This is a genomic window from Rhodococcus sp. HM1 (assembly GCF_023218075.1).
In the GTDB taxonomy this organism is placed as follows: Bacteria; Actinomycetota; Actinomycetes; order Mycobacteriales; family Mycobacteriaceae; genus Rhodococcus.
Genome location: NZ_JALPTB010000052.1, coordinates 19,471 through 46,245, shown reverse-complemented (window position 1 = coordinate 46,245; position 26,775 = coordinate 19,471). Strand labels below are relative to the sequence as shown.

At 67.9% G+C, this 26,775-nt stretch carries 31 protein-coding genes; 12 read left to right on the top strand and 19 right to left on the bottom strand.

What is annotated here, in order from left to right:
• On the top strand, positions 1-541 hold a 541-nt coding region (locus tag M1M07_RS23230; protein WP_248675673.1), incomplete at its 5' end, for a glycoside hydrolase family 19 protein.
• 22 nt (positions 542-563) lie between these two features.
• Here M1M07_RS23230 and M1M07_RS23225 read toward each other — a convergent pair.
• Together M1M07_RS23225 and M1M07_RS23220 are read right to left on the bottom strand one after the other, a co-directional pair.
• Positions 564-1,307, bottom strand: a complete 744-nt coding sequence (locus tag M1M07_RS23225; RefSeq protein ID WP_197250148.1) for an amino acid ABC transporter ATP-binding protein — start codon at positions 1,305-1,307, stop codon at positions 564-566.
• Positions 1,308-1,315: 8 nt separating this feature from the next.
• On the bottom strand, positions 1,316-3,115 hold the full coding sequence (locus M1M07_RS23220) for an ABC transporter substrate-binding protein/permease (protein ID WP_248675672.1): 1,800 nt from the start codon (positions 3,113-3,115) through the stop codon (positions 1,316-1,318).
• A 115-nt stretch (positions 3,116-3,230) separates the two neighbouring features.
• On the opposite strand from M1M07_RS23220, the gene M1M07_RS23215 reads away from it, so the two are divergent.
• Entirely contained in the window at positions 3,231-4,037 is an 807-nt protein-coding gene (locus M1M07_RS23215; RefSeq protein WP_197250150.1) for an acyl-CoA thioesterase domain-containing protein, read from the top strand.
• Positions 4,038-4,183: 146 nt separating this feature from the next.
• On the opposite strand, the gene M1M07_RS23210 is transcribed toward M1M07_RS23215, so the two are convergent.
• The 5 genes from M1M07_RS23210 to M1M07_RS23190 all read right to left on the bottom strand — a co-directional run bounded on the left by M1M07_RS23210 (position 4,184) and on the right by M1M07_RS23190 (position 9,176).
• On the bottom strand, positions 4,184-5,137 hold the full coding sequence (locus tag M1M07_RS23210) for a helix-turn-helix domain-containing protein (RefSeq protein ID WP_248675671.1): 954 nt from the start codon (positions 5,135-5,137) through the stop codon (positions 4,184-4,186).
• A gap of 9 nt (positions 5,138-5,146) precedes the next feature.
• Entirely contained in the window at positions 5,147-6,661 is a 1,515-nt protein-coding gene (locus tag M1M07_RS23205) for a carotenoid oxygenase family protein (protein WP_248675670.1), read from the bottom strand.
• Between the two features lie 147 nt (positions 6,662-6,808).
• Positions 6,809-7,672, bottom strand: a complete 864-nt coding sequence (locus tag M1M07_RS23200) for an LLM class F420-dependent oxidoreductase (protein WP_248675669.1) — start codon at positions 7,670-7,672, stop codon at positions 6,809-6,811.
• Between the two features lie 26 nt (positions 7,673-7,698).
• A complete protein-coding gene (locus M1M07_RS23195; protein WP_197250154.1) occupies positions 7,699-8,493 on the bottom strand; it encodes an LLM class F420-dependent oxidoreductase in 795 nt (264 codons plus the stop codon).
• 47 nt (positions 8,494-8,540) lie between these two features.
• Positions 8,541-9,176, bottom strand: coding sequence for a TetR/AcrR family transcriptional regulator (locus M1M07_RS23190; protein ID WP_197250155.1), 636 nt, complete (start codon positions 9,174-9,176; stop codon positions 8,541-8,543).
• A gap of 111 nt (positions 9,177-9,287) precedes the next feature.
• Between M1M07_RS23190 and M1M07_RS23185 the strand changes: the two genes are divergently transcribed.
• Both M1M07_RS23185 and M1M07_RS23180 read left to right on the top strand, forming a co-directional pair.
• A complete protein-coding gene (locus M1M07_RS23185; protein WP_248675668.1) occupies positions 9,288-10,460 on the top strand; it encodes an acyl-CoA dehydrogenase family protein in 1,173 nt (390 codons plus the stop codon).
• Positions 10,461-10,469: 9 nt separating this feature from the next.
• Positions 10,470-11,609: an acyl-CoA dehydrogenase family protein gene (locus tag M1M07_RS23180; protein WP_197250156.1), complete on the top strand. Its 1,140-nt coding sequence runs from the start codon at positions 10,470-10,472 to the stop codon at positions 11,607-11,609.
• Positions 11,610-11,616: 7 nt separating this feature from the next.
• Here the strand turns inward: M1M07_RS23180 and M1M07_RS23175 are convergent, their stop codons facing one another.
• Genes M1M07_RS23175 through M1M07_RS23130 form a run of 10 tightly spaced genes read right to left on the bottom strand, consistent with a single transcriptional unit; the run spans position 11,617 to position 17,096 of the window.
• Complete coding sequence (locus M1M07_RS23175) at positions 11,617-11,910, bottom strand: gas vesicle protein K (RefSeq protein ID WP_197250157.1); 294 nt, start codon at positions 11,908-11,910, stop codon at positions 11,617-11,619.
• Positions 11,907-12,128 (bottom strand): gas vesicle protein GvpJ, encoded by a 222-nt coding sequence (gvpJ, locus tag M1M07_RS23170; protein WP_197250158.1) that lies wholly within the window; start codon positions 12,126-12,128, stop codon positions 11,907-11,909. The genes M1M07_RS23175 and gvpJ (M1M07_RS23170) overlap by 4 nt, the downstream gene beginning before the upstream one ends.
• Entirely contained in the window at positions 12,125-12,913 is a 789-nt protein-coding gene (locus M1M07_RS23165) for a GvpL/GvpF family gas vesicle protein (protein ID WP_197250159.1), read from the bottom strand. The genes gvpJ (M1M07_RS23170) and M1M07_RS23165 overlap by 4 nt, the downstream gene beginning before the upstream one ends.
• The gene (gvpJ, locus tag M1M07_RS23160) at positions 12,903-13,316 is read right to left on the bottom strand and encodes a gas vesicle protein GvpJ (RefSeq protein ID WP_197250160.1); all 414 of its coding nucleotides are present in this window, start codon (positions 13,314-13,316) and stop codon (positions 12,903-12,905) included. The genes M1M07_RS23165 and gvpJ (M1M07_RS23160) overlap by 11 nt, the downstream gene beginning before the upstream one ends.
• Complete coding sequence (locus M1M07_RS23155; RefSeq protein ID WP_197250161.1) at positions 13,313-13,636, bottom strand: gas vesicle protein; 324 nt, start codon at positions 13,634-13,636, stop codon at positions 13,313-13,315. The genes gvpJ (M1M07_RS23160) and M1M07_RS23155 overlap by 4 nt, the downstream gene beginning before the upstream one ends.
• 13 nt (positions 13,637-13,649) lie before the next feature.
• Positions 13,650-13,895, bottom strand: a complete 246-nt coding sequence (locus M1M07_RS23150) for a gas vesicle protein GvpG (RefSeq protein ID WP_248675667.1) — start codon at positions 13,893-13,895, stop codon at positions 13,650-13,652.
• 3 nt (positions 13,896-13,898) lie between these two features.
• Positions 13,899-14,702, bottom strand: coding sequence for a GvpL/GvpF family gas vesicle protein (locus tag M1M07_RS23145; protein ID WP_197250163.1), 804 nt, complete (start codon positions 14,700-14,702; stop codon positions 13,899-13,901).
• A gap of 2 nt (positions 14,703-14,704) precedes the next feature.
• The gene (gene gvpJ, locus M1M07_RS23140) at positions 14,705-15,112 is read right to left on the bottom strand and encodes a gas vesicle protein GvpJ (protein ID WP_197250164.1); all 408 of its coding nucleotides are present in this window, start codon (positions 15,110-15,112) and stop codon (positions 14,705-14,707) included.
• Positions 15,109-16,389 carry an SRPBCC family protein gene (locus tag M1M07_RS23135; protein ID WP_248675666.1) on the bottom strand — a complete coding sequence of 427 codons (1,281 nt, stop codon included), beginning with the start codon at positions 16,387-16,389 and terminating at the stop codon, positions 15,109-15,111. The genes gvpJ (M1M07_RS23140) and M1M07_RS23135 overlap by 4 nt, the downstream gene beginning before the upstream one ends.
• 5 nt (positions 16,390-16,394) lie before the next feature.
• Complete coding sequence (locus M1M07_RS23130; RefSeq protein WP_197250166.1) at positions 16,395-17,096, bottom strand: hypothetical protein; 702 nt, start codon at positions 17,094-17,096, stop codon at positions 16,395-16,397.
• Between the two features lie 239 nt (positions 17,097-17,335).
• Here M1M07_RS23130 and M1M07_RS23125 point away from each other — a divergent pair, with 239 nt between their 5' ends.
• Positions 17,336-17,560, top strand: a complete 225-nt coding sequence (locus tag M1M07_RS23125) for a CsbD family protein (protein WP_197250167.1) — start codon at positions 17,336-17,338, stop codon at positions 17,558-17,560.
• A gap of 24 nt (positions 17,561-17,584) precedes the next feature.
• On the opposite strand, the gene M1M07_RS23120 is transcribed toward M1M07_RS23125, so the two are convergent.
• Both M1M07_RS23120 and M1M07_RS23115 read right to left on the bottom strand, forming a co-directional pair.
• Positions 17,585-18,100: a TIGR04338 family metallohydrolase gene (locus M1M07_RS23120; protein ID WP_197250168.1), complete on the bottom strand. Its 516-nt coding sequence runs from the start codon at positions 18,098-18,100 to the stop codon at positions 17,585-17,587.
• A complete protein-coding gene (locus tag M1M07_RS23115) occupies positions 18,097-18,906 on the bottom strand; it encodes a DUF2786 domain-containing protein (protein ID WP_197250169.1) in 810 nt (269 codons plus the stop codon). The genes M1M07_RS23120 and M1M07_RS23115 overlap by 4 nt, the downstream gene beginning before the upstream one ends.
• Before the next feature lie 47 nt (positions 18,907-18,953).
• On the opposite strand from M1M07_RS23115, the gene M1M07_RS23110 reads away from it, so the two are divergent.
• The 7 genes from M1M07_RS23110 to M1M07_RS23080 all read left to right on the top strand — a co-directional run bounded on the left by M1M07_RS23110 (position 18,954) and on the right by M1M07_RS23080 (position 26,725).
• Entirely contained in the window at positions 18,954-20,027 is a 1,074-nt protein-coding gene (locus M1M07_RS23110; RefSeq protein WP_197250170.1) for an ABC transporter ATP-binding protein, read from the top strand.
• A gap of 155 nt (positions 20,028-20,182) precedes the next feature.
• A complete protein-coding gene (locus tag M1M07_RS23105; protein ID WP_248675665.1) occupies positions 20,183-21,460 on the top strand; it encodes an ABC transporter substrate-binding protein in 1,278 nt (425 codons plus the stop codon).
• 19 nt (positions 21,461-21,479) lie between these two features.
• Positions 21,480-22,589 (top strand): carbohydrate ABC transporter permease, encoded by a 1,110-nt coding sequence (locus M1M07_RS23100; RefSeq protein ID WP_197250172.1) that lies wholly within the window; start codon positions 21,480-21,482, stop codon positions 22,587-22,589.
• The gene (locus M1M07_RS23095) at positions 22,586-23,437 is read left to right on the top strand and encodes a carbohydrate ABC transporter permease (RefSeq protein WP_197250173.1); all 852 of its coding nucleotides are present in this window, start codon (positions 22,586-22,588) and stop codon (positions 23,435-23,437) included. Before M1M07_RS23100 ends, M1M07_RS23095 begins: the two co-directional genes overlap by 4 nt.
• Positions 23,434-23,625: a hypothetical protein gene (locus M1M07_RS23090; protein WP_248675664.1), complete on the top strand. Its 192-nt coding sequence runs from the start codon at positions 23,434-23,436 to the stop codon at positions 23,623-23,625. Before M1M07_RS23095 ends, M1M07_RS23090 begins: the two co-directional genes overlap by 4 nt.
• 232 nt (positions 23,626-23,857) lie before the next feature.
• On the top strand, positions 23,858-25,909 hold the full coding sequence (locus M1M07_RS23085) for a transglycosylase domain-containing protein (RefSeq protein ID WP_307845967.1): 2,052 nt from the start codon (positions 23,858-23,860) through the stop codon (positions 25,907-25,909).
• Between the two features lie 36 nt (positions 25,910-25,945).
• On the top strand, positions 25,946-26,725 hold the full coding sequence (locus M1M07_RS23080; protein WP_248675663.1) for an IclR family transcriptional regulator: 780 nt from the start codon (positions 25,946-25,948) through the stop codon (positions 26,723-26,725).
• Positions 26,726-26,775 lie beyond the last annotated feature (50 nt).

The window sequence follows — 26,775 nt, the reverse complement described above, 5'->3', positions numbered from 1 at the left end:
GCCCCCGCCGCCCGCCGTCACCCCCGATGAGCTGGCTCGCATCGTGCCGGGTGTCCAGCCCGAGAAGATCGAGCAGTACATCGCCCCGCTCAACGACGCGATGGTGCGCAACGGCATCGACACACCGGTCCGGCAGGCGGCGTTCATCGCCCAACTCGCCGTCGAGTCCGATTCCTTCCGCACCTTCGAGGAGTACGCCTCCGGGCGCGCCTACGAGGGCCGCCGCGATCTCGGCAATACCCAGCCGGGAGACGGCGTGCGCTACAAGGGTCGCGGCGCCATTCAGATCACGGGTCGTCACAACTACGAGAAGTTGAGCCAGGCCACCGGGGTGGACTTCGTCGCGAACCCCGAACTGCTGTCCGCGCCGGAGAATGCCTTCACCACGGCCGCCTGGTACTGGACGTCGCGCAACCTCAACCAGGTCGCGGACACCGCCGGGATCGTCCGGGTGTCGGAGATCGTCAACGGTGGCCACCACGCTCTCTCGCGGCGTGTCGCCGACTTCGAGCGGGGCCTGAATGTACTGATCCAGCCGTAATCCCGCCGGCAGCCTCGATCCGTCAGAGAACCTGCGACAGGAACTGTTGCAGCCGTTCGGTTTCAGGGCTGTCGAACAGTTGGTCCGGGGTGCCGGTCTCGACGACCGCGCCGTGATCCATGAACACGACGGTGTCCGACACCGACCGCGCGAAACCCATCTCGTGGGTGACGACGACCATCGTCATGCCGCCGGCACCGAGATCCGCCATCAGCGCCAGCACGCCCTTGACGAGTTCCGGGTCGAGCGCGGAGGTGGCTTCGTCGAAGAACATCACTTGCGGTTTCATCGCCAGTGCCCGCGCGATCGCCACGCGCTGCTGCTGCCCGCCGGACAGATTCGCCGGCCGCGACTCGGCCTTGTGGGCGAGACCCACCAGTTCGAGCTGCTCGAGGGCGAGTGCCCGGGCCTCGTCCTTCGACATGCCCTTGAGCTTGCGGGGCGCCAGCGCGATGTTCTCGATGACCGTCTTGTGCGGGAACAGATTGAAGTGCTGGAACACCATGCCGATGCGCTGACGCAGCGCGTCGGGGTTGTCCTTCAGCACCGACTTCCCGTCGAGCAGCACGTCGCCGGCGTCGGGTTCGTACAGGCGGTTGAGCACGCGCAGCAACGTCGACTTGCCGGATCCGGACGGCCCGATCACGGTGACGGTCTTCCCCGCGTCGACGTGCAGGTCGACGCCGCGCAGCACCTTGTTGGATCCGAACGCCAGGTGCAGCCCCGTGCCGGTCAGCGAGACACCCTCGAGAGTCGGAGCGGTCATGGTCGTTCTCAGCCTCTCTCCACGACGAGGTCCTGCTCGAGCGGGTCGAGCGTGACTTCCTTCCGGCCGACGCGCAGCCGATGGTCGATGTAGTTCACCAGGTGCGTCAGCGGCACCGTCAGAATCAGATAGAACAGACCGGCGGCGACGAGCGGTGACAGGTTGCCGGTCTGGGCGTTGAGGTCGCGGCCGACCGCGAACAGCTCACGTTGCGTCGCGAGCAGGCCGAGGAAGTAGATCAGCGACGAGTCCTTGATGAGGGCGATGAACTGATTCATGAGCGCGGGCAGCACGCGGCGGACGCCCTGCGGCACGACCACCAGCGACATCGACCGCCGGTAACTGAAGCCCAGTGCTCGCGCAGCTTCCATCTGCCCGGCCTCGACCGACTGGATGCCGGAGCGGAAGATCTCGCCGATGTATGCGGCGGCCAGCAGCGCCAGCGCCGCCGCGCCGAGCCAGTACGGATTGTTGCCGGTGAGGCCCTGCACGACCGGTCCCACCCCGAGGCCGACGAGCAGGATGATCACGACGGCGGGCAGTCCCCGGAAGATGTCGGTGTAGACGCGGGCAGGCCAGCGCAGCCAGCGGGTGCGGGAGATCCCGGCGACCGCCAGCAGCATGCCCAGGATCGTGCCGGCGATCCCGGAGGTCAGCGCCAGGATCAGGGTGTTCGGCAGGCCGGTCTTCAACAGATCCGGGAACGCTTTCTGATACAGCCCCCAGTCGAAGAAGGTCTCGCGCAGCTGCGTCAGCGTCGACTTCTGCTCGGCGGCGGGCGTGCCCGCGGGTTCGGTGCCCGTCTGGGCGGCGAGCGCCGCGAAGTCGGGCAGTTCCGGTTCGGGTGCGGCCTTGCTGCCGGGCTTCCAGCCCTCGGGCAGCTCGCGCGGCACCCATTCGGTGTACAGTTCGGCCCACGTGCCGTCGGCGATCACGGCGTCCAGACCGGAGTTCAGCGCGTCGATCAGCGGCTGGTTCTCCTTCGCGACCGCCCAGCCCACGAAGTTGTTGACACTGAACGTGTTCTCCACGATGGACGTGGGGTCACCCGGTGCGATGGCCCCTTCGGCCTGCTGCGACGGCGCGACCCACGCGTCGATCTGGCCGGTCTTCAGATTCGCGTACGCGGTGTTGTAGTCCGGGAACTTGACCGGATCGAGCTTCAGGGTGTTGACGACGTAGTCGTCCTGCACGGTCCCCTGGACGACGCCGATACGGGTGGAAGCGTTCAGATCCGAGAACCCGGTGATCGGGCTGCCGTTGGGCACCACGAGTGAGAAGTAGCCGAAGTCGTAGCCGTTGGTGAACCCGACGAGATTGCGGCGCTCGTCCGTCGTGGTGATCGACGACGAGCCGACGTCGAAGCGGTGCCCAGCGACCTGCGCGAGGAGCCCCGCGAACTCGGTGCCGACGAACTGCACCTCGAGTCCGAGCTTCTCCCCGATGGCCTTCAGAACCTCGTTGTCGTAGCCGGTGAACACGCCCTCGGAGTTCACGCAGATGCTCGGCGGGGCGTCGGACAGCGTGCCGACCGTCAGGACACCCGGGGTGATGAGCCCCAGCCGCGACGTGTCGATGCTCTCGAGCGGCACCACGTCCGGGGTGGTGTAGCGGTCCTCCGCTTCCGTCGCGCCCTGCGCCAGGTTCGTCGGCGCGGCCGACGCCGACTCGATTCCCGGGGGCGAACACAGGTCGCGGGTTCCGGAGGCGTCGTCGCCCGACGAGCTGCACGATGTCAGCACGAGCGCCAGCAGCATCGTCAGTAGTATCGCGAACGCGGTGCGGAGTTTCCTCGCCGATCCGACCATGTTCGGAGCCTAGACCGACGAGCACGGGTTGAACGGGAACATTCGACACTGTCGGACCGCGCGGCCCACGGACCCGCCGTGACCTCTCGCACGACCGGTCCGGAGAATGCGGAGCATGGGACGTACCGAACGCGGATATTTCACGGAGGTCGACGGCCGGTTCGTGCCGACCGAGTTGGCGATCAGTCCCTGGTCGTCGGACATGCTGCTCGGTCCGTGCGTGTGCGGCCTGTTCGCCCGGGAACTCGAGAACCGGCATGCGGTGGAGAACTGGGTGCCGTCGCGGCTCACCGTCGATCTGTTCAAACCGGTGCGCACCGATCCCGTGACGGTCGAGACGACCCTCGTGCGCGACGGCAACCGCATCCGGGTGGCCGATGCACAGATGCTGCAGAACGGTGACGTGGTCGCGCGCGCGACCGTCGTGTATCTCCGTCCGTCGGAGCAGCCGCCCGGAACGGTATGGACCCGCGACGAACATCCGGCGCCGCCGTCGAGTCGCACGGATGACCCGGAGACCGGATTCGTGCCGACCTGGTTCGGCAGCGACGACCACCCGGAGGGTTGGTCGCAGATACGGTCCGAGCATCAGAATTCGAGCCGTAAACGCATGTGGGCCAGACAATTTCCGGTGATCCTCGGCGAGAAGATGTCGCCGTTCGTGCGGACCGCGATCGTCGGCGAGGGCACGAGCCTGGTCACCAACTGGAGCGAGCAGGGCGTCGGATACATCAACGCCGACCTCACCCTGACCCTGTCGCGGCTGCCGGTCGGTGAGGAGGTCGGGGTCGAGGCCGATCACCACATCGGCGAGGACGGTGTCGCCGTCGGCACATCGGTGCTGTTCGACAGCCGCGGCCCGTTCGGCGCCGGCATGGTGGTGGCACTGGCGAACAAACACCGGCAGGTCGACTTCGGCTGAGCCGGCCCGCCGTCCTCGCGCACCCCCGTCTTTCTCCGAGCGAGCGGTACATTCGGTCGATTGAAGGAGACGAGCGATACATTCGCTCGGAAAAACGGGGCCGCGCGCTCGGAAAACGGGGGTCGGAAAACGGGAGCTGTCGGTCCCTACCCGTCCGCGTCGGGTACGTCCTCGATCGTGATGGTCGCCGCGTGCAGGGTGCCGTCGCACCGGTCGCAGACGAGTCTCGGCAGGAACGGCGCCCCGCATCCCAGGTGCACCGTTTCGAGCGCGGGGCCCTCGGGCGCGTGGAACCAGCGTTGTCCCCACGCGATCATGCACGCGATGACGGGGAAGAACGCCAGGCCCTTGTCGGTGAGGTGATAGGTCACCCAATCGGCCCGGCCGGGATGCGGGCGCGGCGCGAGCACGTCGAGTTCGGTGAACCGCCGGAGCCGATCGGTGACGACCGCCGGCGGTGCCCCCATCTGCTCCGCGAATTCCCCGAATCGGGTGGCGCCGCGGTGCGCGGAGCCCAGCAATGCCGCCGACCAGCGGTTGCCGACCAGTTCCATGGTGTGCGGGACGATGTCCGGGGTGCGGGCCGCACGCCCGGAGCGACGACGACCGGCCGCGGCGGGCACACACCGCGACCACTCGCCGCTCGGTCCGGTCCGCACGCTCACGTCGTGCGCGTCGGCCGGGGCCCCGCACGCGGCGCAGACGAGCCGCGGCACGAACAGCTGCCCGCACACGGTGTGGCGCCGACGCGGCAGACGCGCTTCCGCATCGGCCGACCAGCGCTGCTCCCACGCCCACATGCTCACGAGCACGGTCCACACGCTGCGTCCGCGCGCGGTGAGCACGTACTCGTGGCGTACCGGTTGCTGCTGGTAGGCGACCTTCTCGAACAGCCCGGCCTCGGTGAGCCGGCCCAGCCGCGCGGTCAGCACCGCGTGGGAGATGGGACCGCGTGCGATCCAGTCGCCGTACCGGCGTGCGCCGAGCAGTGCCGAGCGGAGGATCCACAGGTTCCATTCGTCGCCGAGGATCCCGAGGGTCACCGCGAGCGCGTTGTCGCCGCCCGGTTCGAGCGTGGTGAACGTGGTGGTGCCGGGCACCGGGGCAGCCTACAAGCCGATCGTGCTGCCCGGCCGGTCGTCCTCACGCCAGCCGGGGAGCGACGATCCGGCGGCCCATGTCGAATGCGTGCCGCTCGAGATCCGCTCGGGCAGCTGCATCCGCGCGACGGGACCGTCGGCGACGTTCTGCGCATCGAACACGAGGCATTCGGAGCGGTCCTCGTTCATGTCGGTGACGAGGGTGACGAGGTAGCCGTCGTCCTCGGACGTCGACCCGATACGGGGCGCCATCACGGTTTCGCTGCCGAACACGCCGTCGCCGAACGCGTAGTGCTCCTCGTTGCCGGTGAGCACGTCGTGCTTGACGAGGCCGTCGAACAGGAACCAGCCGGGCACGCCCGTCGCCGCGTAGGTGTAGCGGTGCTGTACTCCCGCGTGGTGCGGGTTGATCATTCCGAATTCGGTGATCGACTCGGAGAGCCGTTCCTCCTTCACCTGCCCGGTGCGCAGGTTCAGCCGCCACCGGTGCAGGTGGGTGCCCATGCGGTCGAGGGCGAGGGACCGGAACAGACGCTTGTAGATGTTGCCGTTTCCGTCGTCGGCCGGTTCGGGGTCGCTCTGGTGGAAGCCCTCGAGGACGATCTCGTCGCCGCTCTCGTAGGCATTGGTCCAGTGCAGGACGTAGGTGGGGTCGGCGTCGAACCACACGATCTCGTCGGATTTGCCGCGGCGCGGGATCACCCCGAGCCGCATCGGCATGTCCGGGTGGTACTTCGGGACGTACCGGCCGCGTTCGAGGAGTTGCGGCAGCCAGAACAGCGGGCAGTCGTTGAGGATCGCGTAGTTCTCGGTGAAGGCCATGTCGTGCGGAAGGCGCGGACCGGGCAGTTCCACGTCGACGTAGTGCACCAGGCGGTCCTGTGCGTCGACGACGCCGTAGTGCATGTAGGGCGCGTCGGTGGTGTAGTCGAAGAACAGCATCTCGCCGGTCCGCTCGTCGACCTTCGGGTGCGCGGAGACACCCGCGGACGGGAAATCGCCGTGCCACGTGGACTTTCCGAGCGTCTCGAGCGTGGTCGGATCCAGCCGGTACAGCTCACCGCACTGCCAGAAACTCGACAGCGCGACCCCGTTGTGCACGGTGATGTCGGTGCTCGAGCCGTCCTTCATGCGACCGCGCGCGCCCCAGCCGTCCTGCCGGATCGAGTTCTCGGGCCGCTCGGCGATGCCGGCCCACAGCGGGCCTCCGGCCTCCTGTTCGGCGAGAAAGCCGTCGGTACGGACGAATCGGTTGCGGTAGAACGCTTTTCCGTCGCGGAATCCGACGGCGTGGATCATGCCGTCGCCGTCGAACGGATGGTAGAGACCCTCGAGTGCGGGATGCGCCGGGTTCTCGGTGTTGCGCAGGTAGACGCCGTCGAGGTCGGACGGAAGTTTGCCGACGACGGTGAGGTCGTCGGCGCGCCACTCGGTGTGCTGCGGCCGCCACGGGCCGGTGCGGTACGGGTGGTCGTCGTTCTCCGGCAGCGTGGTCAGTACGCGTCCGAGTACTTCGATGTCCATGACGTCTCTTCCCTGGGTCGACGAGGCAGTCGTTCGGGGCGAACGGCGACCACAACTACAGTTAACAGAGTGACGGGTCAGGAGGCAAGGCTCCGCCCGTGTGCCTTTGTGGCGGCAGGGACCGCCGCAAAGGCACACCAGCTCCGCCTACATCAATGCCCCCGCCAGCTCCCGATACGCGGAACTCGCGAACGTGAACGGGTCGCCGGTGAGCACCTGGATCGCGACCTCGTCGGCCCCGGCCTCGTAGTGCTTTTCGATCCCAGCGACCACGGTGTCGAGATCACCCCACGGAATCAGCGCATCCAGGAGTCGGTCGCTGCCGACCCCGGCCAGGTCGTCGTCGCCGTAGCCGAGGCGACGAAGGTTGTTCGAGTAGTTCGGCAGCGCCAGGTAGCCGCGCATGTACTCGTGCGCGATCGCGCGGGCGGTGTCCTCGTCGCGCTCGAGCACCACCGCGACTTCCGGGGCCAGCAGGGGGCCGTCACCGAGGAGCTCCCGGGCCTGCGCGGTGTGCTCGGCAGGGACGAAGTAGGGGTGCGCACCCGCGGACCGCTCGGCGGACAGGGTGAGCATGCGCGGGCCGAGGGCGGCCAGCACCCGACGCTCCGCCGGCAACCCCTCGGCATCCAGGGCGTCGAGGTACTCGACCATCCGGCTGTACGGCTTGGCGTAGGTGTTCGCGCCCTTGGCCTCGACCACCGGCGCGTGGCTCGTGCCGAGGCCCAGCAGGAAACGGCCCGGATGGTTCTCCTCGAACCCGCGGACGGTTTCGGCGGTGGCCGCCGGCTCGGCGTGCCAGATGCTCAGGATGCCGCTGGCGACACCGAGACGTGTTGTCGCATCCAGTACTTCGCCGTAGATCGACGGAACGCCGTCCCCGAATCCGCCGGACGTCCACAGCCTCGAATACCCCAGTTCGTCGAGTTCGCGCGCCGCGTCCAGCGCCGCCTCCCGGGTCTTCCCGCTCAGCCAGAAATGTCCACCCCACACACTCACCTGTCGTGTCATGACCCCGACAGTAGCGGCGTGACGGGTCAGGCGAGACCGGACAGCAGCGGCGGCGAGTTCTCGTCACGCCACCCGATGGCCTCGATCAGCGGCGCCAGGTCGTAGTCGGGACCGCTGGCGCCGACGGTGAACAGCGTGACCCCCGCATCCGCGTACGCGGCGGCCTGGTCGACGCCGGGCCACGGCACAGACCGTTCGATCTCCGACGCGTGCCGGCCGATCTCGGCGCACCGCTTCTCGACGATTCCCCACTTCTCGACGTGGGTGCCGAGGTCACCGAAGCTGTGCCAGATGTTGCTGTACTTCGCGACGAGCGGCAGGGTCTTCCGCGGGCCACCACCGCCGATGAGGATCGGGATATGGCGCGTCGGGGCCGGATTCAGCTTGCCGAGCCGCGCGGTGATGCGCGGCAGATACTCGGCGAGCAGAGCCAGCCGCGAACCCTTGGTCCCGAAGTCGTAGCCGTACTCCGTGTAGTCCTTCTCGAACCAGCCCGCCCCGATGCCGAGGATCAGCCGCCCACCGCTGATGTGGTCGACGGTGCGGGCCATATCGGCCAGCAGATCCGGGTTGCGGTAACCACCACAGGTGACGAGCGCGCCGAACTCGACGCGTTCGGTCTGCTCGGCCCAGGCGCCGAGCATCGTCCAGCACTCGAAGTGAGCACCGTCGGGGTCGCCGGTGAGCGGATAGAAGTGGTCCCAGTTGAACACGATGTCGACGCCGGCGTCCTCGGCGCGCAGGACGGTGTCGCGGATGACGCCGTAGTCGGGCTGGTGCTGGGGCTGGAGTTGGAGTCCGATGCGGATGGGGCGCGTCATGGAAACCACGGTAGGACCACCGATCGCCTCCTGCATCCGAAACCGGATCAGCGGCTGCCGCCGAGCGCGGCGAACTGCGGCTCGAGTCCCACGAGGAACGTCTCGAGCGCGAGCTCGAAGCTGTCGTGATCGATCTCCGCGGCGCGCTCGGCGAGGCGGTGCGCGTCCGACAGATGCGGGTAGCGGTCGTCGTAGGTGTCGCGGTCGCCGCGGAATCCGCCGGCGAACGACGCGATCGCGGCGCCGAGCACGATGTACTTCACGGACGCGCCGATGAGGGTGGCGGTGCGGGGTGGCCAGCCCGCGCGGGTCAGACCGCCGTGCACGGCATCCGCCCGGTCGAGAGCACCCGGGCGTGTGCCGGGACTCGAGGCGAGGTACGGAACCATGTTGGGATGCGCGGCCAGCGCCGCCCGGTACGAGCGGGCCCACGTGCGCAGCGCCTCCCGCCAGTCCCCCGTTTCGAAACCCGAGACGTCGACGTCGTCGGCGATGAGGTTGCCGATGTCGTCGAGCAGCGCGTCCTTGGTCGGGTAGTGCGTGTAGAGCGAGGGCGCGCGGACTCCGAGTTCGGTGGCGATCCGGCGCATCGAGACGTCCCCGAGGCCGTGCTCGTCGATCATGCGCAGGGTGGTGTCGCGGATCAGCTGCCGGCTCAGCAGCGGTGTCCGGGGCCGGGCCATCGGCATCCTCCTCGAAGCGGGGACCTGGACGTCCTAACAGTGTACGGTTTATCGTCGGGGCGACGCGGAGCCGCCGCGTGTCCGCGTCCATCACCGGGACGGAAGGCCATCATGAATCTGACGCTCACCGACGAGGAACTCGCATTCCGCGACGAACTGCGCACGTTCTTCACCACCGAGATCCCCGCCGAGCTCCGCGAACGCGTGGCCGCAGGCCGCCCGCTCGGCCGCGACGACATCGTCACCAGCCAGCGGATCCTCAACGCGCACGGCCTCGCCGTGCCGCACTGGCCCGTCGAATGGGGCGGCAAGGACTGGACCTCGGTCCAGCGGCACCTGTGGCTCGACGAACTGCAACTCGCGTCCGTCCCCGACCCGCTGCCGTTCAACACCGCGATGGTAGGTCCCGTCATCGCCGAATTCGGCTCTCAGGAGCTCAAGGAACGTTTCCTCCCGGCGACCGCGAATCTCGACATCTGGTGGTGCCAGGGCTTCTCCGAACCCGAAGCCGGCTCCGACCTGGCGTCCCTCAAGACTCGCGCGGTCCGCGACGGCGACGACTACATCGTCAACGGGCAGAAGACCTGGACCACGCTCGCGCAGCACGCCGACTGGATCTTCGCGCTCGTCCGCACCGATCCGAACGCACCGAAACGGCAGGCCGGTATCTCGTTCCTGCTCATCGACATGAAGACGCCCGGCGTCACGGTGCGCCCCATCAAGCTGATCGACGGTGGCTACGAGGTCAACGAGGTGTTCTTCGAGGACGTGCGCGTCCCGGCCGAGAACCTCGTCGGCGAGGAGAACGCCGGCTGGAGCTACGCGAAGTTCCTGCTCGGCAACGAACGCACCGGGGTCGCGCGCGTCGGTGCCACCAAGGTTCGCATCGCACGCGCCAAGAAACTCGCCGCCCAGGTCCGCCTCGGATCCGGGTCGCTGCTCGACGACCCGCTGTTCGCCGCGCGCGTCGCCGAACTCGAAAACGAGCTGCTGGCACTGGAATTGACCCAGCTGCGCGTCGTCGCGAGTTCCGCCGACGGAAAGCCGAACCCGGCGTCGTCGCTGCTGAAGCTGCGCGGCTCGGAGTTGCAGCAGGCCGCGACCGAGTTGCTCACCGACATCGCCGGTCCCGATTCGCTGCCCGTCGGCGCCGACGACATCGACTCCCCCGACTGGGCACAACGTTCCGCGCCGGTCTACCTCAACAACCGCAAGGTCTCGATCTACAGCGGGTCGAGCGAGGTCCAGCGTCAGATCATCGCCTCCTCCATTCTCGGATTGTGAGCAGCCACCATGAATTTCGAACTCGACACCGAACAGGATCTGCTCCGCAAGACCACCCGCGACCTGCTGTCCGGGGTGTACGACGCGGAAACCCGTAACGCGATCACCGCCACCGACCGGGGTTGGAACCCGGAGGTGTGGCGGCAGTTCGCCGAACTCGGCCTCCTCGGGCTGCCTTTCCCCGAGGAACACGGCGGCATGGGTGCCGGACCGGTCGAGACGATGGCCGTAATGACCGAGATCGGGCGGGCACTCGCACCGGAACCCCTGCTCGACGCGGTGTACACGCCCGGCGGTCTCGTCGCCGAGGCCGGGAGCGACGAGCAGTGCGCCGCGATCCTGCCGCGCGTCGCCGAGGGAGAGCTGCTGCTCGCGTTCGCGCACGACGAGCCCGGTAGCCGCTGGCCGTTCACGGACGTGCAGACCACCGCGACCCGCACCGGTGACGTCTGGACCGTCACCGGACGCAAGAACCCTGTGCTGCACGGTGATTGCGCCGACACGTTCGTGGTGTCCGCAAGACTGCCCGAGGGCGGAACCGGACTGTTCCTCGTCGAGGCGTCCGCGGAGGGCCTGACCCGCACCGCGTACCGCACCCACGACGAACGCCGCGGCGCCCAGCTCGCCCTCGACGGCGTCACCGCCGAACCGCTCGGTGTCGACGTCACCGATGCGACCGACGCGATAGTCGCCGCGCAGGTGCGTGCGCAGGCCGCCCTGTGCGCCGAAGCGGTCGGCGCGATGCAGGAAACCCTGCGGCTGACGACCGAATATCTGAGGCAGCGCAAGCAGTTCGGCGCGCCCATCGCCCGCTTCCAGGCACTGACCCACCGCGCCGCCGACATGTACGTGCTGCTCGAACTCGCCACGAGCCTGAGCCTGTACGCGACGATGGCGCTGTCCGACGGCATCGTCGACCCGACCATCGCCTCCCGGGCCAAGCTGCAGGTCGGCAGGTCCGCCCGCAGCATCGGGCAGGAAGCGATCCAGATGCACGGTGGTATCGGCATGACCGCCGAATATCCGGTCGGGCACTACGTCAGCAGGCTGACCGCGATCGAACACACCCTCGGCAGCACCGAGGACCACCTGCGGGTCCTGGCCGGGGCGGTCGCCGAGCACGAGCGGGTCGACGTCACCGGAAACTGATCGAAGGTCAGGGTGGCGGCAGCAGGGGACCGAGCGGCCCGAGATCGATGTTGAGATCTTCGGGCGTCAGACCGAAATGCTCGCGCAGCTCGTCCATGCGCTGCTCGAGCAGCATCAGCGTGGTGCCGATGCGTTCGATCTGCTCGTCGCTGAGGTCGCCCTGGTCGACCCGTCGCAGTGCCTGCCGTTCCATCAACTGGCGGAGGAGCTCGACGAGGGTCAGCACCAGGGTGACCAGACCCCGCTCCACGGATTCGGGGTCGGAGTCGATACGCGGTGGCAGCCCGCCGAATTCGGTCACGGACCCTCGATCCCCTGCTGTTCGATTCCCTGCTGTTCGATCCCCTGGTCCTCGGCGATGGCACGGACCGACGAGATCAGGGTGCGCAACGAGATGCGGACCATGTCCACGTCGGCGACCGAGAGCACCACGTCGCCGACGATGACGACACCCCCGGCCAGCACCCGGTCGAGCAGGTCGACGAGCGCGATCCGACGCTCCTCGGGCACCTCGCTCACGGGTTCCCCCGGTCCACACCCGCGAAGGAGTACGGGGGCCACGGACCCGTGAGTTCCAGCTCGAGCCCGTCGAACTGGGTGCGCGCCGCCGCAACCGCTTCGGCGAACTCGTCGCTGCGCGCGTCGTCCACGAGGTAGGTGCCGTTGAGCACCATCCGGTCCCGCCGGCCGCTCAGCGTCGGGTCGGTCGGCGGTTGCCGGCGCCCCGCGGCCGAGTGCTGCAGCAGCAACGCATGGAGGGTGTCGGCGCGGTCCGCTGCGGCGCGTTCGGCGTCCTCCCGCGCGGACAGCTGCGCCTTACGCCGCAGCAGATAGGCTGTGCCGGTTCCCTTCTCGGCTCCGGATCCCGCAGTCTCCACCGCGCCGGCAGCGATCGCGTCCACGTCCGCGTACGCCTTCACACCCCATTCGGTACGTCCCGCGACGAGGGTGAGCGCCGCGTCGAAGTCCGCCCGGCGCGCCTCGAGCACGTCGCAGACGCGCGCGTCGTCGAGATACACGGTGGCCAGCCGCAAGGGAATCGCCGGAGCCCACCGCACCACGGCGGACACGACGGCATCGTGCGTGCGCGCCACCGTCTCGAGCCATTCGAGATTCTCCAGGTTGCTGCGCAACGCCTCTTCCCCGAACTCACCGAGCGGCACCGTGCCGACGACGGCGGTCAGTCCGGCGGCGGACACGGCGCGGACCGCCTCGCGAGCAACCCCCGTCACGTCGGAGACGGCTTCGTCCGGCAGGTCCGCACCCGTCACCGCGTACACCCACACGCCGTGATCAGCGGTCATCGTCCACCTCGTCGTCCTCGAATTCGGCATCCTCGACCTCGACCGGTTCGGCGACCGGTTCCCTCCGTGCGGCCTCGAGTTCCGCGATGCGGTCCCGCAGCTTCCGGTTCTCGACTTCGAGATCCTGTTGTGCGCCTTCGATTTCCGCTCGTTTGCCCTTGCTGCTGAGCCACGGGTCGGTCTCCCACCAGTCGATGCCCACGGCCTTCGCCGTCTCCAGCGACGCGATCACCAGGCGCAGCTTGATGGTGAGCAGTTCGATGTCGAGCAGATTCACCTGGATGTCCCCGGCGATCACCAGGCCCTTGTCCAGGACCCGCTCGAGGATGTCGCCGAGATTCGTCGACTGGTGCCCGCCGCCGTAGGGCTGCGGGGACGACGAGCCGCCACCCATCACGGTCATCTGCTACCTCCGAGGTCGGTGCTGCCGCGTCCGTAGCGTTTGGTTCTGCGGTAGGACAACAGTTCTCCATCCGGGTCCAGTCGCACCTCGTACAACGCGAGCATGTCCGCCGTGGACGGGATGCGCCGGTCCTCGATCACCTCGATCTCGACCGTCCACCCGTCGTCGCTGGGCGACACCGACGTGACGCCCTGCGGGTCCTTCGTCGTCAACTCGGTGAGATATTCGACCGCGAAACGGGCCACCTCCGCTGCGGACAAAGGGGGCAGAGGCTCAGGCTCGGAACTGCCGCTGTCCTTGCGGGTCGTACGTCCGGCCACCGTGGTCCCCTTCCTAGATCGGCGGGGCGCCGGTATCCGGCCGGATCATCCGGTTGAGGACGGCTTGCTGCGCCGCGGCCTTCTCTTCGTCGGTGAGGCGGCCGGCGGCGGCCGCCTCATCGATCTCCTCGAGTTCCCGGCGGATGGTGGCCGGGTCGTGCAGTTGCTGCTCGACCTGGTCCTGGATGAGTTCGCCGAGCCACAGCACCGCCCGGATCGGGGCAATCGGCAGTGTGAGAACGGACGAGATCAGTCCCACGGCTCAGTCCTCCGGTGCTCTTTTCATCACGAAGTCGTACGCGGCCATCGGCCCGAGCAGATCCATCTTCGCCCGGCCCTCCCATTCTTCCGCGAGGGAACGCACGATGTCCTCGAGATCGCCCTGCCGGGACAATTCGATGAGCACCGCCACGTGCGCAGCGTCCTCGTCGTGTGTCGGCTGGCGGACGTTGACCATCGGTTCGAGGTCCTCGAGCGCGTCGACGACCCGCTGGGTGTCCTCATTGCGCTTGGCTTCGATCGACTGGGTGATGATCTCGCCGAGCATCATTCGTGCGTCGCGGGTCGCGTCCTCAGGCTTGTCGCGGATCTCCTCGCGCAAGCGAGCCGCGTCGGCGTTCTCCTCGAGAATCTCACTGAGCACCGCTCTTTCGTCGTAGCGTGCTTTGACGACGAACTGCGCCCTGCCCTCGAGTTCGTTCAGCGCCGCTTCGAACTCGTCACGATGGGCGTCGAGCAGTTCCTCGGACACCGCGTCCTCGTCCGACAGCACCGCCCCGAACCGGAGCGGCAGCACCGGTGCCACCGCGGCGGTCCCGTCCAGCAGTTCCGCATGGGCCTTGAGGTCGTCGGGCGTGCCGAGGGGCCGGTCGACCGGAATCTCGCTGACCAGCGCAGCGATCTCGCCGCTCCGCACGACCGAGACGTTGCTCGGGGGGTCGCCCACACCGGTAGCATGCGATTCCGCTTCCACGTCCCCCGGGACGATGCCGTAGACGTAGATGCCCGTGCTGCCGGTGATGCCCTGCTCTTCCGGCGTGCGTTCGTCCGCCGACGTGTCGGTCATCGTTACTCCCCTCTCTTCGATCCGCGCGGGGCGCGCTGCCGCCTGTCGTCGACGTCTCCGAGGAACTCGGAGACCTTCTCGGTAGCTGCTTCCAGTGCTCCCTTGGTCTTGTGTTTCGAACCGCCCGAGGTGATGTCACCGACGAGATCGGGCAGACCCTTCGGTTCACTGTCGGAGATCTCCAGACGGTTCACCGCTTCGGCGAAACGCAGGTAGGTGTCGACGCTGGCGACTACCACGCGGGCGTCGATCGTCACGAGTTCGATACCGACGAGGGAGACCCGCACGAACGCGTCGATCACGAGACCCTTGTCGAGGATGGTGTCGATGACTTCGGCGAGACCGGACGAGTTCGGGCGTGCCATCCCGCCGCCACCGCCGCCACCGCCACCGGCGGGTTGGATGGTCATTTCCTGGCTCCTCGGTTCGTGCCGGCCGTGGACCGTGCCCTGCTTCGCGCGGGGGCCCTACGGCGAGCGGGCGGTTCTTCCTCTGCTTCGTCCTCTTCGGGCTCCTCTGCTTCGTCCTCTTCGGGCTCCTCTTCGTCGGGCTCTTCGTCGGGCTCTTCGTCCTCGAGCTCGTCGTCGTACTCGTCTTCGTCGTATTCGTCCTCGGGCTCCTCGTCCTCCGGCTCCTCCCCTTCTTCCTCTTCTTCGGGTTCTTCGGCAGATTCGTCCTGCTCCTCGTACCCTTCGTCCTCTTCTTGTTCCTCCTGCTCCTCGCGGCGAGCGGTCTCGTCGTCCTTGACCACCTTGCTTTCGTGGATCTCGCCGTGCCACCCCGCGATGTCGTCGGGATGCAGGATGCTCTCGGTCATGACGTGACGCTGGAAGTGCTTGAGTTCCAGTCTGGATCGCCGTCCCACGGCACGCCAGAGATTGGCGGTCTTCTCGAACAGGCCGCGGGGGTGGTACTCCAGTACCAGAACGATCCGGGTGAGGTTCTCGGTGATCTCGTGGAAGGTCACCGCGCCGTCGATGTAACCCTTGCCGCCCTTGGAACGCCACACGATCCGTTCGAACGGAACCTGTTCGAGAATCGTCGACTCCCAGTTCCGGCGCGACCAGAAGACCTTGCCGGTCCACTGCAATTTCTCGTCGGCGGCCTGCTCGACCTGCTCGACCTTCTTCATGAACTTCGGCCAGTCGGCGAACTGGGTCCACTGGTCGTAGGCGAGCCGGACGGGCACCCCGACGTCGATCTGCTCGACGATGTTGGTGAGCTTGATCTTCTTGCCGCCCGAGCCTTTCCGGCCACCGCCGCCGCCGAAGGACTCCTTCACGTCCTGGAACTTCTGTTTGGCCGTGCCCTTGACGCCCTCGAAACCGGCGCTCATGGCGGCCTTGAGCGGTGAAGCGCCCTCCGAGAGCTTGTCGACGCCGGTCAGCGCCGACAGCAGACCGGTGTTGCCGGTGCCTTCGGCATAGTCGTGCAGTCGCCCGGCCGTTCCGGTGATCTTGTCGGTGACGGTGTCCACGGCCCGCTCGGTGACGGTTCCGGCGAGGGTCTGCAGCGCGTTCTGCAGATGCCCGGTCGGCGAGGCCGCGCCGGCCGCCTTCTGCGCCGTCCCGGTCGCGGCCTTGCCGGCTCGGCCCGCGGCGCCGGTTGCGGTCCTGCCGGCTTTTCCTGCCGCGCCGGTCGCGGCCTTACCCACCTTCCGGGTGGTATCGGACAGTGCCTTGGTCATGGGACTCAGCTCCTCGTACGTCGCACGGGGGCGCGCCCGGATGCCGAACTCTCGGTCCGGGAGCTTCGGCGGCGTGGCTTGGGCGCTTGTTCGTCGTCCTCATCGGACTTCTTCCGGCGGGGAGCGGATCGTGATCGTGTCGACGAGGCGCTCTCGGATGTCCGGCGCCGGGCCGGGGGCCGCTTCTTCGCGGGCTTCCGCTCCTCCTCGGAATCGACGTCCTCCGTGTCCTCTTCGCCCGAGGCCTCTTCGCCCGTGCCTTCGTCGCCGGTGTCCTCGTCCGAGGTGTCCTCTTCGTCGGCGGTGTCGGTCGGCTCGTCCTCGTAGGCTCCCTGCTCGTCCTCGTCGTATTCGTCCTGGGGTTCCTCGTAGTCCTCGTCCTCCGACTTGGTACTCCTCTTGCTGCGTAGCAGACCCCCGCCCTGCTGGAGTCGCTCGTTGAGCGAGTCGATCTGGTTGCTCGCTGCGGTCACGGCCGCGGCCCGCGCCGCGCCGAGCAGTTCGCCCCGAACGGATTCGGTGATCTTGCTCAGTTCAGGTGAGGACCCCAGAGCGGATACACCGCGTTTCATCAATTCCTGAGGGGTACCGGGGAGGCGCCCGCTCAATCCCGCCCCCGCGAGCATCAGCGCGAGTCGCATCTTGTGGGTACGTCCCAGCATGTAGCCGATGCCGACCCCCGCGGCAATTCGTGCTCCACCCTTCATGGTCATCTCCTTCGGCTGCGACCCGTCCCGTGGGGAGAGTCGGCGATCGAAACTCTGCGGGCGTCCGCCTGCACGTGGGACTGGAGTAACCTGCGTCACACTTCGTGAAACATCAATCCGAAGTTGATCTTCAACCCTATAATGCGGACCGGTCGGTACGTTCGCGTCCGGTTTTCCTCCGAGTTGCGGGGGTATCCGAAATCGTCGAACGGCCGCACGTGGCCGGACAGGAGCACACCATGGCGCACCTCACGGACAGGATCAAACACAGCGCAGAGGCCGCCGCCGGCAAGGCGAAGCAGACGCTGGGCCGGTGGACCGGAAACCGGCGCGCCGAGGACAAGGGCAGTCGGCAGCGCTTCGTCGCCGAGTCGAAGAAGCTGGGAGACAAGGTTATTCACGCGGCCGAGCACGGACGCTCACGGGTGCGCCGGTGGTCGCACCGTCGCCCCGACATGCCCTGACCGCGCCCGGAAACTTCACCACCGTCATTCGCAGGCGGCGAAGCCGCACGCACGCAACGCGAACGCCGCTTCGGGTCCGATGATCTCGCCCACCAGCGTGAGGAAGCGGTCGACGAACGCCGCCCCGTGTGCCGGTTCGGCCGGATCGTCCGGATCCGACGGATCCAGATGGTGCGCGAGTTCGTGCAGGACCACCAGTTCCCGGAACGCCCACGCCGTGTTCGCCCGGTGCTCCGGCAGTGCGATGACCGCAGAATCACTTTCGTAGTGCGCTGCCGTGTTCCCGGCGCGCGCCCGCACCCGTACCCGCACTGCGGCGCGCGGCCAGCGCTCCCGCACCCAGTTCAGAGCCAGCACCGCATCCAGATACGCCTGCACCGACTCGATCGACGCGAACCGGCGCTCCACCGGCAGCGTCACACGAGACCCGGCGATCTCCACCTCCCGGATCCCCCGCTCGTCGGCGAGGTCGAACATGCGCCGCACCAGCGACTCCGCCTCGTACACCGCCGCCCGCTGCGTATCCCGAACGCGGGTCATCGGGTCAGCCTCCGGCCCCCGGACGGCAGCTCCGGCGCCGTCCCCAGCCGCGCCCGCCGCCCGGCCCGGTCCCCGGCCCGCTGCGCGTCCGACGAGTGCGCGGCCGTCGGACGGTTGCCGCGCCAGCTGCCCCGCGCCTGCGACGTGCTGGTGTAGAAATCGCGCAACTCGAGCTGCTTGTCGCGCAACACCAATTCCGTGCCCGGCACCGCGACCTCCGCTTCCTGCTCCGTCTGCTGCTTCGCCTCGGCCAGCCGTGCCCCGATCCGCGCCGCGAACGCCGACTGGAAGTTCAGGCGCGCGGTCACCCCGGCGACCGGCTTGCGCACCCGCGTGCGGACCCGCCGTCCCCCGCGCTGCTCGACGACCGTGCGCACCGTCGTCTCCTCCCGATAGCTGCCCGCGCGCAGGTACGCGTCCGACGCCCGCACCATCTGCACCAGCAGCGACGAGTACAACGCCTCGCACACGTCGATGTCGTCGCCGAATCCGTACGCATAGATGACGGTGGAGGTGGCGGTGATGTCGCACTGCACGTCGTTGGCGGCGGCGATCGCCAGGAACAACTGCGCGTACGTGCGCAGCCCCTTCTTCCCGCTCTCCCCGATCGTGATGAGCCGCTGCACCGGCGTGGCCCGGCGTTCCCGGGACGCGGTGTGGGCACGCGCGACCGCGAGATCCACGGACGACGCGGTCGCCAGACGTTGCGCAGCCGCCAGGAACGCGTCGGCTTCGTGCTGGTTGTCGGTCGATTCCGCCTGGCGGAGCAGGCCGCCGATACGGGTCAGCATCCGGTCGGAACTCACCGACAGAGAATAGGCGCGTTCGGCTTTGTCGCCTATTCTCTCGTGCCATGGCCTCAGTGACCTTCGACAAGGCGACCTGCCTCTTCCCCGGCTCGACCACGCCGGCGGTCGACGCATTGGATCTGAAGATCGAGGACGGGGAGTTCCTCGTGCTGGTCGGTCCGTCGGGTTGCGGCAAGTCCACGTCGCTGCGCATGCTCGCAGGTCTCGAGCAGGTTCACAGCGGCCGCATCCTCATCGGCGACACCGATGTCACAGGGCAGGACCCGAAGCAGCGGGACATCGCGATGGTGTTCCAGAACTACGCCCTGTACCCGCATATGTCGGTCGCCGAGAACATGGGCTTCGCGCTCAAGCTCGCGAAGACCCCGAAGGCAGAGATCCGCGCGCGGGTCGAGGAGGTCGCGAAGATGCTCGACCTCGAGCAGTACCTCGACCGCAAGCCCAAGGCACTGTCCGGTGGACAGCGTCAGCGCGTCGCCATGGGCCGCGCCATCGTCCGGCAGCCGCAGGTGTTCCTCATGGACGAGCCGCTGTCGAACCTCGACGCGAAGCTGCGGGTGCAGACCCGCACGCAGATCGCGCAGCTGCAGCGCCGCCTCGGCACGACCACCGTGTACGTCACCCACGACCAGGTCGAGGCCATGACCATGGGCGACCGGGTCGCGGTTCTCGAGAAGGGCATCCTGCAGCAGTGCGCGTCGCCGCGGGTCCTCTACAACAGGCCCGCGAACGTGTTCGTCGCCGGATTCATGGGCTCACCTGCGATGAACCTGTTCACGCTGCCGGTGTTCGACCGCGGCGCGATCCTCGGCGAGACGTACGTGCCGATCCCGCGTGACGTCGTCGGTGAGGTCCACGAGACCGAGGTCGTCGTCGGTATCCGTCCCGAGCACATCCAGATCACCGAGTACGGTCTCGCGATGGACGTCGACGTCGTCGAGGAGCTCGGCTCCGACGCCTATGTGTACGGCCGCGCGTACATCGCGGGTCGCTCGCAGGAGATCGTGGCGCGCGGCGACTGGCGGAATCCGCCGCAGAAGGGCGAGCGCATCTACCTGAACTTCGATCCGGAGCAGGTGCATGTGTTCTCGACGAAGGACGGTCGCCGGCTCGGCTGAGCACGGCCGACGACGAGGCCTGCGGGAACGGACATGACCGATTCAGGTTGGGAGCAATATCCCCTTTTCCCGGTCTCGCATGCCAGAGTAGGTGCCGGTGTCGGTGGCCATAGGCTGCCGACGAGGAGTTTTCCGAATCCGAACGGGAGTAATCCATGGTTCTGAACACGAAGGCGGTCCGCCGCGCAGCGATCGCTGCATCGGCGGCGTCGCTGCTGGTCCTGACGGCCTGCTCGTCCGACGACAGCTCGAGCAGCGACAGCAGCGGCTCGGCGTCCGCGGCAGGCGAAGGGCGCGGCCCGATCACCATCGTCGAGGGCCAGGACCCCCTGAATGCGGCGCTCGAGAACATCATCTCCGACTGGAATGCCGAGCATCCGGACGAGAAGGTGACCTTCAAGCCGCTGGCGAAGGAAGCCGACGACCAGTACGCCGACATCGCCCAGCGCATGCAGGCGAAGAGCGACGAGTACGACCTCGTGGCCGTCGACGTCACCAACACCGCCGAGTTCGCCGCCAACGGCTGGCTGCTGCCGCTCGAGGGCGACTACGCGATCTCGACCGACGGCCTGCTGCCCGCGACCGTCGAGTCGGGCACCTACAACGGCACCCTGTTCGCGGCCCCGAAGAACACCAACGCCGCGTTCCTGTACTACCGCACCGACCTCGTCGACAAGGCCCCGGCCACGTGGGCGGAACTGCAGGCGGAGTGCCCGAAGGCCGTCGAGGCGGGCATCGACTGCTACCTCGGCCAGTTCAAGGACTACGAGGGCCTGACGGTCAACGTCACCGAGATCGCCAACGCCTTCGGCGGCAGCTTCGTCTCGGAGGACGGCCTCACCCCGTCGATCGACGACAAGACGAGCGAGGGTCTGCAGTTCATCGTCGACCGCTTCGCGGACGGCACGATCCCGGCGGCCGCGCAGACCTACACCGAAGGTGAGTCGCAGACCGCGTTCGGCGACGGCAAGGCCCTGTTCCTGCGCACGTGGCCGGGCTTCTTCACCGACGGCGAGTCCTCCTCGATCGCCGGCAACTACGGCATCGCGGTGCTCCCCGGCGTCGACGGACCGGGCGTCTCCACCCTCGGTGGCTACAACGTCGGCATCAGCGCGTTCTCGGATGCGCCGGCGACCGCGCGTGACTTCCTCGAGTTCATGCAGACCCGCCAGTCGCAGACCTACTACGCCGAGGTCGGCGGCGCGCCGGTCCTCGCCGAGGTCTACGACGACCCGGCGATCCTCGAGCAGTACCCGTACTTCGCGACGCTGAAGCAGGCGCTCGAGAGCGCGAAGCCGCGTCCGTCCTCGCCGTACTACTCGAACGTGTCCAAGGCGATCGCCGACAACTCGTACGCGGCGATCCGGAACGAGAAGACGGTCGAGCAGGCGCTCGCCGACATCAAGGCCGGCATCGAAACCGCCGGCAACTGATCCACTAGGAGCAGTACCTATGGCAGAACCGCAGGTCCAAGCCGGTCACGAAGACCGCCGACCGGTTCCCGCGGATCCGCCACACGATTCCGCGGTCGGGACCGAGTACCTCGGTCCCGACCGCGACCGTGTGCACGGACGGCACCGGGTGACCGAACCTCCGGAGCCGAGCGCGCCCGCGATCAAGCAGGGCCGCCGGATCCCTCCGTGGATGTTCGTGGCGCCGTCCCTCGCCGTGCTCGCCGTCATCATCCTGTACCCGCTCGGGCGGGCGGTCTGGATGTCGCTGCACGGCGACGCGAAGAAACTCGATCCCGAAACCGGCCGGTTCGTCGAGGGCGGTTTCGTCGGTTTCGAGAACTACGTCCGGTGGATCACCCAGTCCTGCGGTACCGCCACCGGCAGCATTCCGTGCCCGCCGGGCACGCTGGGCTCCCAGTTCTGGGGCTCTATCTTCAACACGTTCTTCTTCACCGTCGTCACCGTCTCACTCGAGACCGTCATCGGTTTCGCGATGGCGGTCGTGATGGCGAAATCGTTCCGCGGTCGTGGGTTGCTCCGCGCGTCGGTGCTGGTGCCGTGGGCGATCCCGACCGCGGTCACCGCGAAGTTGTGGTTCTTCATCTTCGCCAACGACGGCATCGCCAACAAGATGCTCGGCACGGACATCCTGTGGACGGCGGATCCGTGGCCGGCCCGGTTCGCGATCATCGTCGCGGACGTGTGGAAGACCGCGCCGTTCATGGCGCTGCTGATCCTCGCCGGCCTGCAGATGATCCCGGCGGAGGTGTACGAGGCCGCGAAGGTCGACGGCGCGAACGCGTGGCAGCGTTTCAAGATGATCACCTTGCCGCTGGTCAAGCCGGCGCTGATGGTCGCGATCCTGTTCCGCACGATGGACGCGCTGCGCATGTACGACCTGCCGGCCATCATGATGGGCTCGAACCCCGCGACCTCCACGATCTCGGTGCTGGTGGTCGAGCAGATGCGTCAGGGCGCGAACTCGGCGTCCGCGCTGTCGACGATCACGTTCCTCCTCATCTTCGCGGTCGCGTTCGTGCTGGTGCGGTTCCTCGGTGCCAACGCCGTGCAGACGCAGGAGGCGCAGCGGAAGGGAGACGTCGGATGAGCAGTCCCGGTACCGGAGGCACGAAGGTGCGCTCGGCCGGCACGTATGCCGGGGTGATCCTCATCGTCCTGTGGGGCCTGGCGCCCTGCTACTGGATGATCGTCACGGCGCTGCGCGAGCCGTCCGAGACGTTCAGCACGTCGCTGTGGCCCGCGAACCCGACGCTGCAGAACTTCGCCGACGCCCTCGATCCCGACGCGAAGGTGAACTTCTCCCGCGCGCTGGTCAACAGCGTCATCATCGCCGGTGCGACCACCGCGGTCGCGCTGCTGCTCGGTGTGTTCACCGCCTACGCGCTGGCCCGGTTCGATTTCCGGGGCAAGTACTTCGTCACCGGCATCATCCTGGGCGCGTCGATGTTCCCGGTGGTGGCGCTGGTGACGCCGCTGTTCCAGTTGTTCACCGACATCGGCTGGATCGGCAGCTACCAGGCGCTGATCATCCCGAACATCTCGTTCGTGCTGCCGCTGACGGTGTACACGTTGACCTCGTTCTTCTCGGAACTGCCGTGGGAACTCGAGGAGGCGGCCCGGATGGACGGTGCGACGCGCGGGCAGGCGTTCCGGTTGGTGATGCTGCCGCTCGCCGCGCCGGCGATGTTCACCACCGCGATCCTGGCGTTCATCGCGACCGTGAACGAGTACCTGCTGATGTCGCAGCTGTCGAGCGAGAAGACCGCGCCGGTGACGGTCGCGATGGCACGGTTCACCGGCACCGACCCGTACGTGACGCCGTACGCCTCGATCATGGCCGGCGGCACGCTGGTGATGGTGCCGCTGGTGATCATGGTGCTGATCTTCCAGCGCCGCATCATCTCGGGTCTGACCGCGGGCGGCGTGAAGTCGTGAGACGGGTCCCCCGGCGGCAGCGGCTCGAGATGCTGCTGGGGTTCCTGACCGTGTTCACGGTCATGGCGCTGATCGCCGCGGTCGCCGAGTTGTGGTCCCCGGCGCCGGGCATCGTCCCGGGACTGGTGCTGCTCGGATTCGCGACCGCGTGGGGTTTCGCGTTCCGTGCCTGGCGGAGGGCGCCGTAGGCGCCGGTGTGCCTTTGTGGCGGTGGGAGGCGCCACATATAGACACGGGACACGGCCCGTGCGCCTTCGATCACAGTTGTCCCGGACTACGTACCATACGGATGACAGGGTGCGATGATCTGTCGAGCCCGGATTTCGCCAGAAAGTAGCCCGTGTGAGTTCTTCGTCGTCGTCGCCTTCCAGACCTGCCACCCCCGCCAAGTCACGGGGGTGGCGCCTTGTCCGTTACCTGGTGCTCGCCGTCGTGGCGCTCCTGGTGATCGTGCCCGGCATCGGTTTCGCGGTGGCATACATGTCGGTCGACGTACCGCGTCCGTCGGACATGAAGAACGATCAGGTGGCCACGATCTACGCGGCCGACGGCACCACGGTGCTCAGCACGGTCGTGCCGCCCGAGGGCAATCGCACCGAGGTGGACATCGAGGAAGTTCCCGAGCACGTCCGCAACGCGGTGCTGTCCGCGGAGGACCGCAACTTCTACAGCAATCCCGGCTTCTCGATCTCCGGGTTCGTGCGCGCGGCGCGCGACAACGTGATGGGCAAGGAAACCGCCGGTGGTGGTTCGACGATCACCCAGCAGTACGTGAAGAACGTGCTGGTCGGCGCGGACCGGACGATCACCCGCAAGATGCGGGAGCTGGTCGTCTCCACCAAGATGGCCCGGCAGTCGTCGAAGGACGAGATCCTGCAGGCCTACCTGAACACCATCTATTTCGGTCGCGGTGCGTACGGCATCGCGGCGGCGTCGGAGGCGTACTTCGGCAAGCCCGTCGGTGAGCTGTCGGTGTCCGAGGGGGCGGTGCTTGCCGGGGTGATCCAGAGCCCGTCGTCGCTGGACCCGGAGTTCAACCGGCCGGCGATCGAGGCGCGCTGGACGTACGTGCTCGACGGCATGGTCGAGATGGGCGTGCTGGACGCAGGCGAACGTGACGGGCAGCAGTTCCCGCCGACGGTGCCGTCGAATCAGCTTGCGCAGCAGAATGATTCGACCGGACCGGAAGGCCACGTCAAGACTCAGGTGCTGCGTGAACTGTCCGCCGCGGGCATCAGCGAGCAGACGCTGAACACCGAGGGGCTGCGGATCACGACGACCATCGATCCGGTCGCGCAGCAGGCGGCGATCGACAGTGCTCGCAGCACTCTCGACGGTGAGGACGAGAGCCTGCGGACCGCGGTGGTGTCGATCGACCCGCGCACCGGTGCCGTGCGCGCCTACTACGGCGGCGAGGAGGGCGCAGGCTTCGACTTCGCGCAGGCGCCGCTTCAGACCGGTTCGTCGTTCAAGGTGTTCGGTCTGGTCGCGGCTCTGCGGCAGGGCATCGGCCTGAACGCCCGCTTCGACAGCTCGCCGCTGAAGGTCGGCAACATCGAGATCGGCAACGTCGAGGGCGCCTCGTGCGGCAAGTGCACGATCGCCGAGGCCCTCAAGCGGTCGCTGAACACGAGCTTCTACCGGTTGATGATGTCGATGGACGACGGCCCGCAGGCGATCGCCGACGCCGCGCACGACGCCGGCATCCCCATGACCATTCCGGGCGTGGAGGGGACCACGCTGAGTCACGAGGGCGGTCCGCCGGAGGGCGGAATCGTTCTGGGCCAGTATCAGTCCCGCGTCATCGACATGGCCTCGGCCTATGCGACGCTCGCCGCGTCCGGAACCTTCCACGAGCCGTTCTTCGTCCAGCGGGTCGAGACGGCCGACGGCGACGTGCTGCTGGACCGGCCCGCCTCCCCCGGCGAATTCAGGCTCGATCCGGCGGTCGCCGACAACGTCACGCAGGCCATGCTGCCGATCGCTGCGTACTCGCGCGGTCACGCGCTGGCCGGGGGTCGTCCGTCGGCGGCGAAGACCGGCACGACCCAGCTCGGGGACACCGGCCTGAACAAGGACGCCTGGATGGTCGGGTACACGCCGTCGCTGTCGACGGCGGTGTGGGTCGGTACCCCGGACGGCGAGGCGATCGTCAACAGCTGGGGCGGATCCATCTACGGTTCGGGCCTGCCGTCGGACATCTGGAAGGGCACGATGGACGGTGCGCTCGAGGGCACCGACTTCGAGAGTTTCCCGTGGCCGGACCCGATCGACGGTCAGGCCGGCGTGCCCGCCGACGCGGGGATCAGCGAAACGACGACGACGACCGCTCCCCCGGTGCCGCAGCTGACGTTGCCGGAACTGCCGCCGATCACCCTGGAAGCGCCGCCGGTGGACATCCCGGACGTACCGATCGACCTGCCGCCGCAGATCGAGGTGTTCCCCGGTATCACGATCAGGATCCCCGGCTGACGCGGGCGCAGGTGCCGCGGCGCCGATAATCGGAGCATGGCCAATTCGCCGTCCGGTGACTCGATTCTCGACCGCGTCGTACGCATCCTCGAATCCTTCGACGACGCGCAACCGGCGTTGACCGTCAGCGCCCTGGCACGCCGGTCCGGTATCCCGCAGGCGACGATGTACCGGCTCGTCGGCGAGATGGTGCACCACGGCATCCTCGCGCGGGAACCGGACGGCACGGTGCGTCTGGGCATGCGTCTGTGGGAACTCGTCGCGCGCAGTTCCCCGGCGAAGGACCTGCGGGAGGCGGCGCTGCCGTTCCTGCAGGACGTGCAGTCGGTCGTGCACCAGCACACGCAACTGTCGGTGCTGCGCGACGGTGAGGTTCTCGTGCTCGATCGGCTTTCGTCGTCCGGGTCGGTGATCAACCAGGCTTCGGTGGCGGGCCGGATGTCGGCGCACGACACGTCGATGGGCATGGTCATGCTCGCGTTCTCCCCCGCCGACGTGCAGGAGGACTATCAACGACTCCACCCCGAGGTGAATCTCCGATCTCCCACCACCACAAGGGATTTCCGTCGCGATCTGGCGGAGATCCGGCGCCGCGGCTACGCGAGCTACGACGGGGTCCTCGACGTGGGCACCACGGGCATCTCGGTTCCGGTCGTCGGCCGGTCCGGGCACGCCCTCGCGGCGCTCGGCGTGGTGGTTCCCACCGGGATCGCGCAGAGGCAGGCGATCATCGCGGTGCTCATGGCCGCGGCGCGGGGCATCGCCCGCGCCGCCGGGGAACAGCCCCCGACCACCTCCGATTTTCTCGTTCAATGAGAAGAGCGGTTCGCTTCGGGTGAGGTGCGCACCACACTTGCGTTCATCCG

Coding starts and splice junctions, on each gene's coding strand:
- M1M07_RS23125 (WP_197250167.1), top strand. CDS start 17,336: ATGGCGCACCTCACGGACAGGATCAAACACAGCGCAGAGGCCGCCGCC.
- gvpJ (WP_197250164.1), bottom strand. CDS start 15,112: ATGACCATCCAACCCGCCGGTGGCGGTGGCGGCGGTGGCGGCGGGATG.
- M1M07_RS23120 (WP_197250168.1), bottom strand. CDS start 18,100: ATGACCCGCGTTCGGGATACGCAGCGGGCGGCGGTGTACGAGGCGGAG.
- M1M07_RS23180 (WP_197250156.1), top strand. CDS start 10,470: ATGAATTTCGAACTCGACACCGAACAGGATCTGCTCCGCAAGACCACC.
- gvpJ (WP_197250160.1), bottom strand. CDS start 13,316: ATGACCGTGATGGGTGGCGGCTCGTCGTCCCCGCAGCCCTACGGCGGC.
- M1M07_RS23220 (WP_248675672.1), bottom strand. CDS start 3,115: ATGGTCGGATCGGCGAGGAAACTCCGCACCGCGTTCGCGATACTACTG.
- M1M07_RS23100 (WP_197250172.1), top strand. CDS start 21,480: ATGGCAGAACCGCAGGTCCAAGCCGGTCACGAAGACCGCCGACCGGTT.
- M1M07_RS23225 (WP_197250148.1), bottom strand. CDS start 1,307: ATGACCGCTCCGACTCTCGAGGGTGTCTCGCTGACCGGCACGGGGCTG.
- M1M07_RS23215 (WP_197250150.1), top strand. CDS start 3,231: ATGGGACGTACCGAACGCGGATATTTCACGGAGGTCGACGGCCGGTTC.
- M1M07_RS23145 (WP_197250163.1), bottom strand. CDS start 14,702: ATGACCGACACGTCGGCGGACGAACGCACGCCGGAAGAGCAGGGCATC.
- M1M07_RS23165 (WP_197250159.1), bottom strand. CDS start 12,913: ATGACCGCTGATCACGGCGTGTGGGTGTACGCGGTGACGGGTGCGGAC.
- M1M07_RS23205 (WP_248675670.1), bottom strand. CDS start 6,661: ATGGACATCGAAGTACTCGGACGCGTACTGACCACGCTGCCGGAGAAC.
- M1M07_RS23195 (WP_197250154.1), bottom strand. CDS start 8,493: ATGACGCGCCCCATCCGCATCGGACTCCAACTCCAGCCCCAGCACCAG.
- M1M07_RS23130 (WP_197250166.1), bottom strand. CDS start 17,096: ATGAAGGGTGGAGCACGAATTGCCGCGGGGGTCGGCATCGGCTACATG.
- M1M07_RS23185 (WP_248675668.1), top strand. CDS start 9,288: ATGAATCTGACGCTCACCGACGAGGAACTCGCATTCCGCGACGAACTG.
- M1M07_RS23105 (WP_248675665.1), top strand. CDS start 20,183: ATGGTTCTGAACACGAAGGCGGTCCGCCGCGCAGCGATCGCTGCATCG.
- M1M07_RS23110 (WP_197250170.1), top strand. CDS start 18,954: ATGGCCTCAGTGACCTTCGACAAGGCGACCTGCCTCTTCCCCGGCTCG.
- M1M07_RS23200 (WP_248675669.1), bottom strand. CDS start 7,672: ATGACACGACAGGTGAGTGTGTGGGGTGGACATTTCTGGCTGAGCGGG.
- M1M07_RS23135 (WP_248675666.1), bottom strand. CDS start 16,389: ATGACCAAGGCACTGTCCGATACCACCCGGAAGGTGGGTAAGGCCGCG.
- M1M07_RS23095 (WP_197250173.1), top strand. CDS start 22,586: ATGAGCAGTCCCGGTACCGGAGGCACGAAGGTGCGCTCGGCCGGCACG.
- M1M07_RS23080 (WP_248675663.1), top strand. CDS start 25,946: ATGGCCAATTCGCCGTCCGGTGACTCGATTCTCGACCGCGTCGTACGC.
- M1M07_RS23190 (WP_197250155.1), bottom strand. CDS start 9,176: ATGGCCCGGCCCCGGACACCGCTGCTGAGCCGGCAGCTGATCCGCGAC.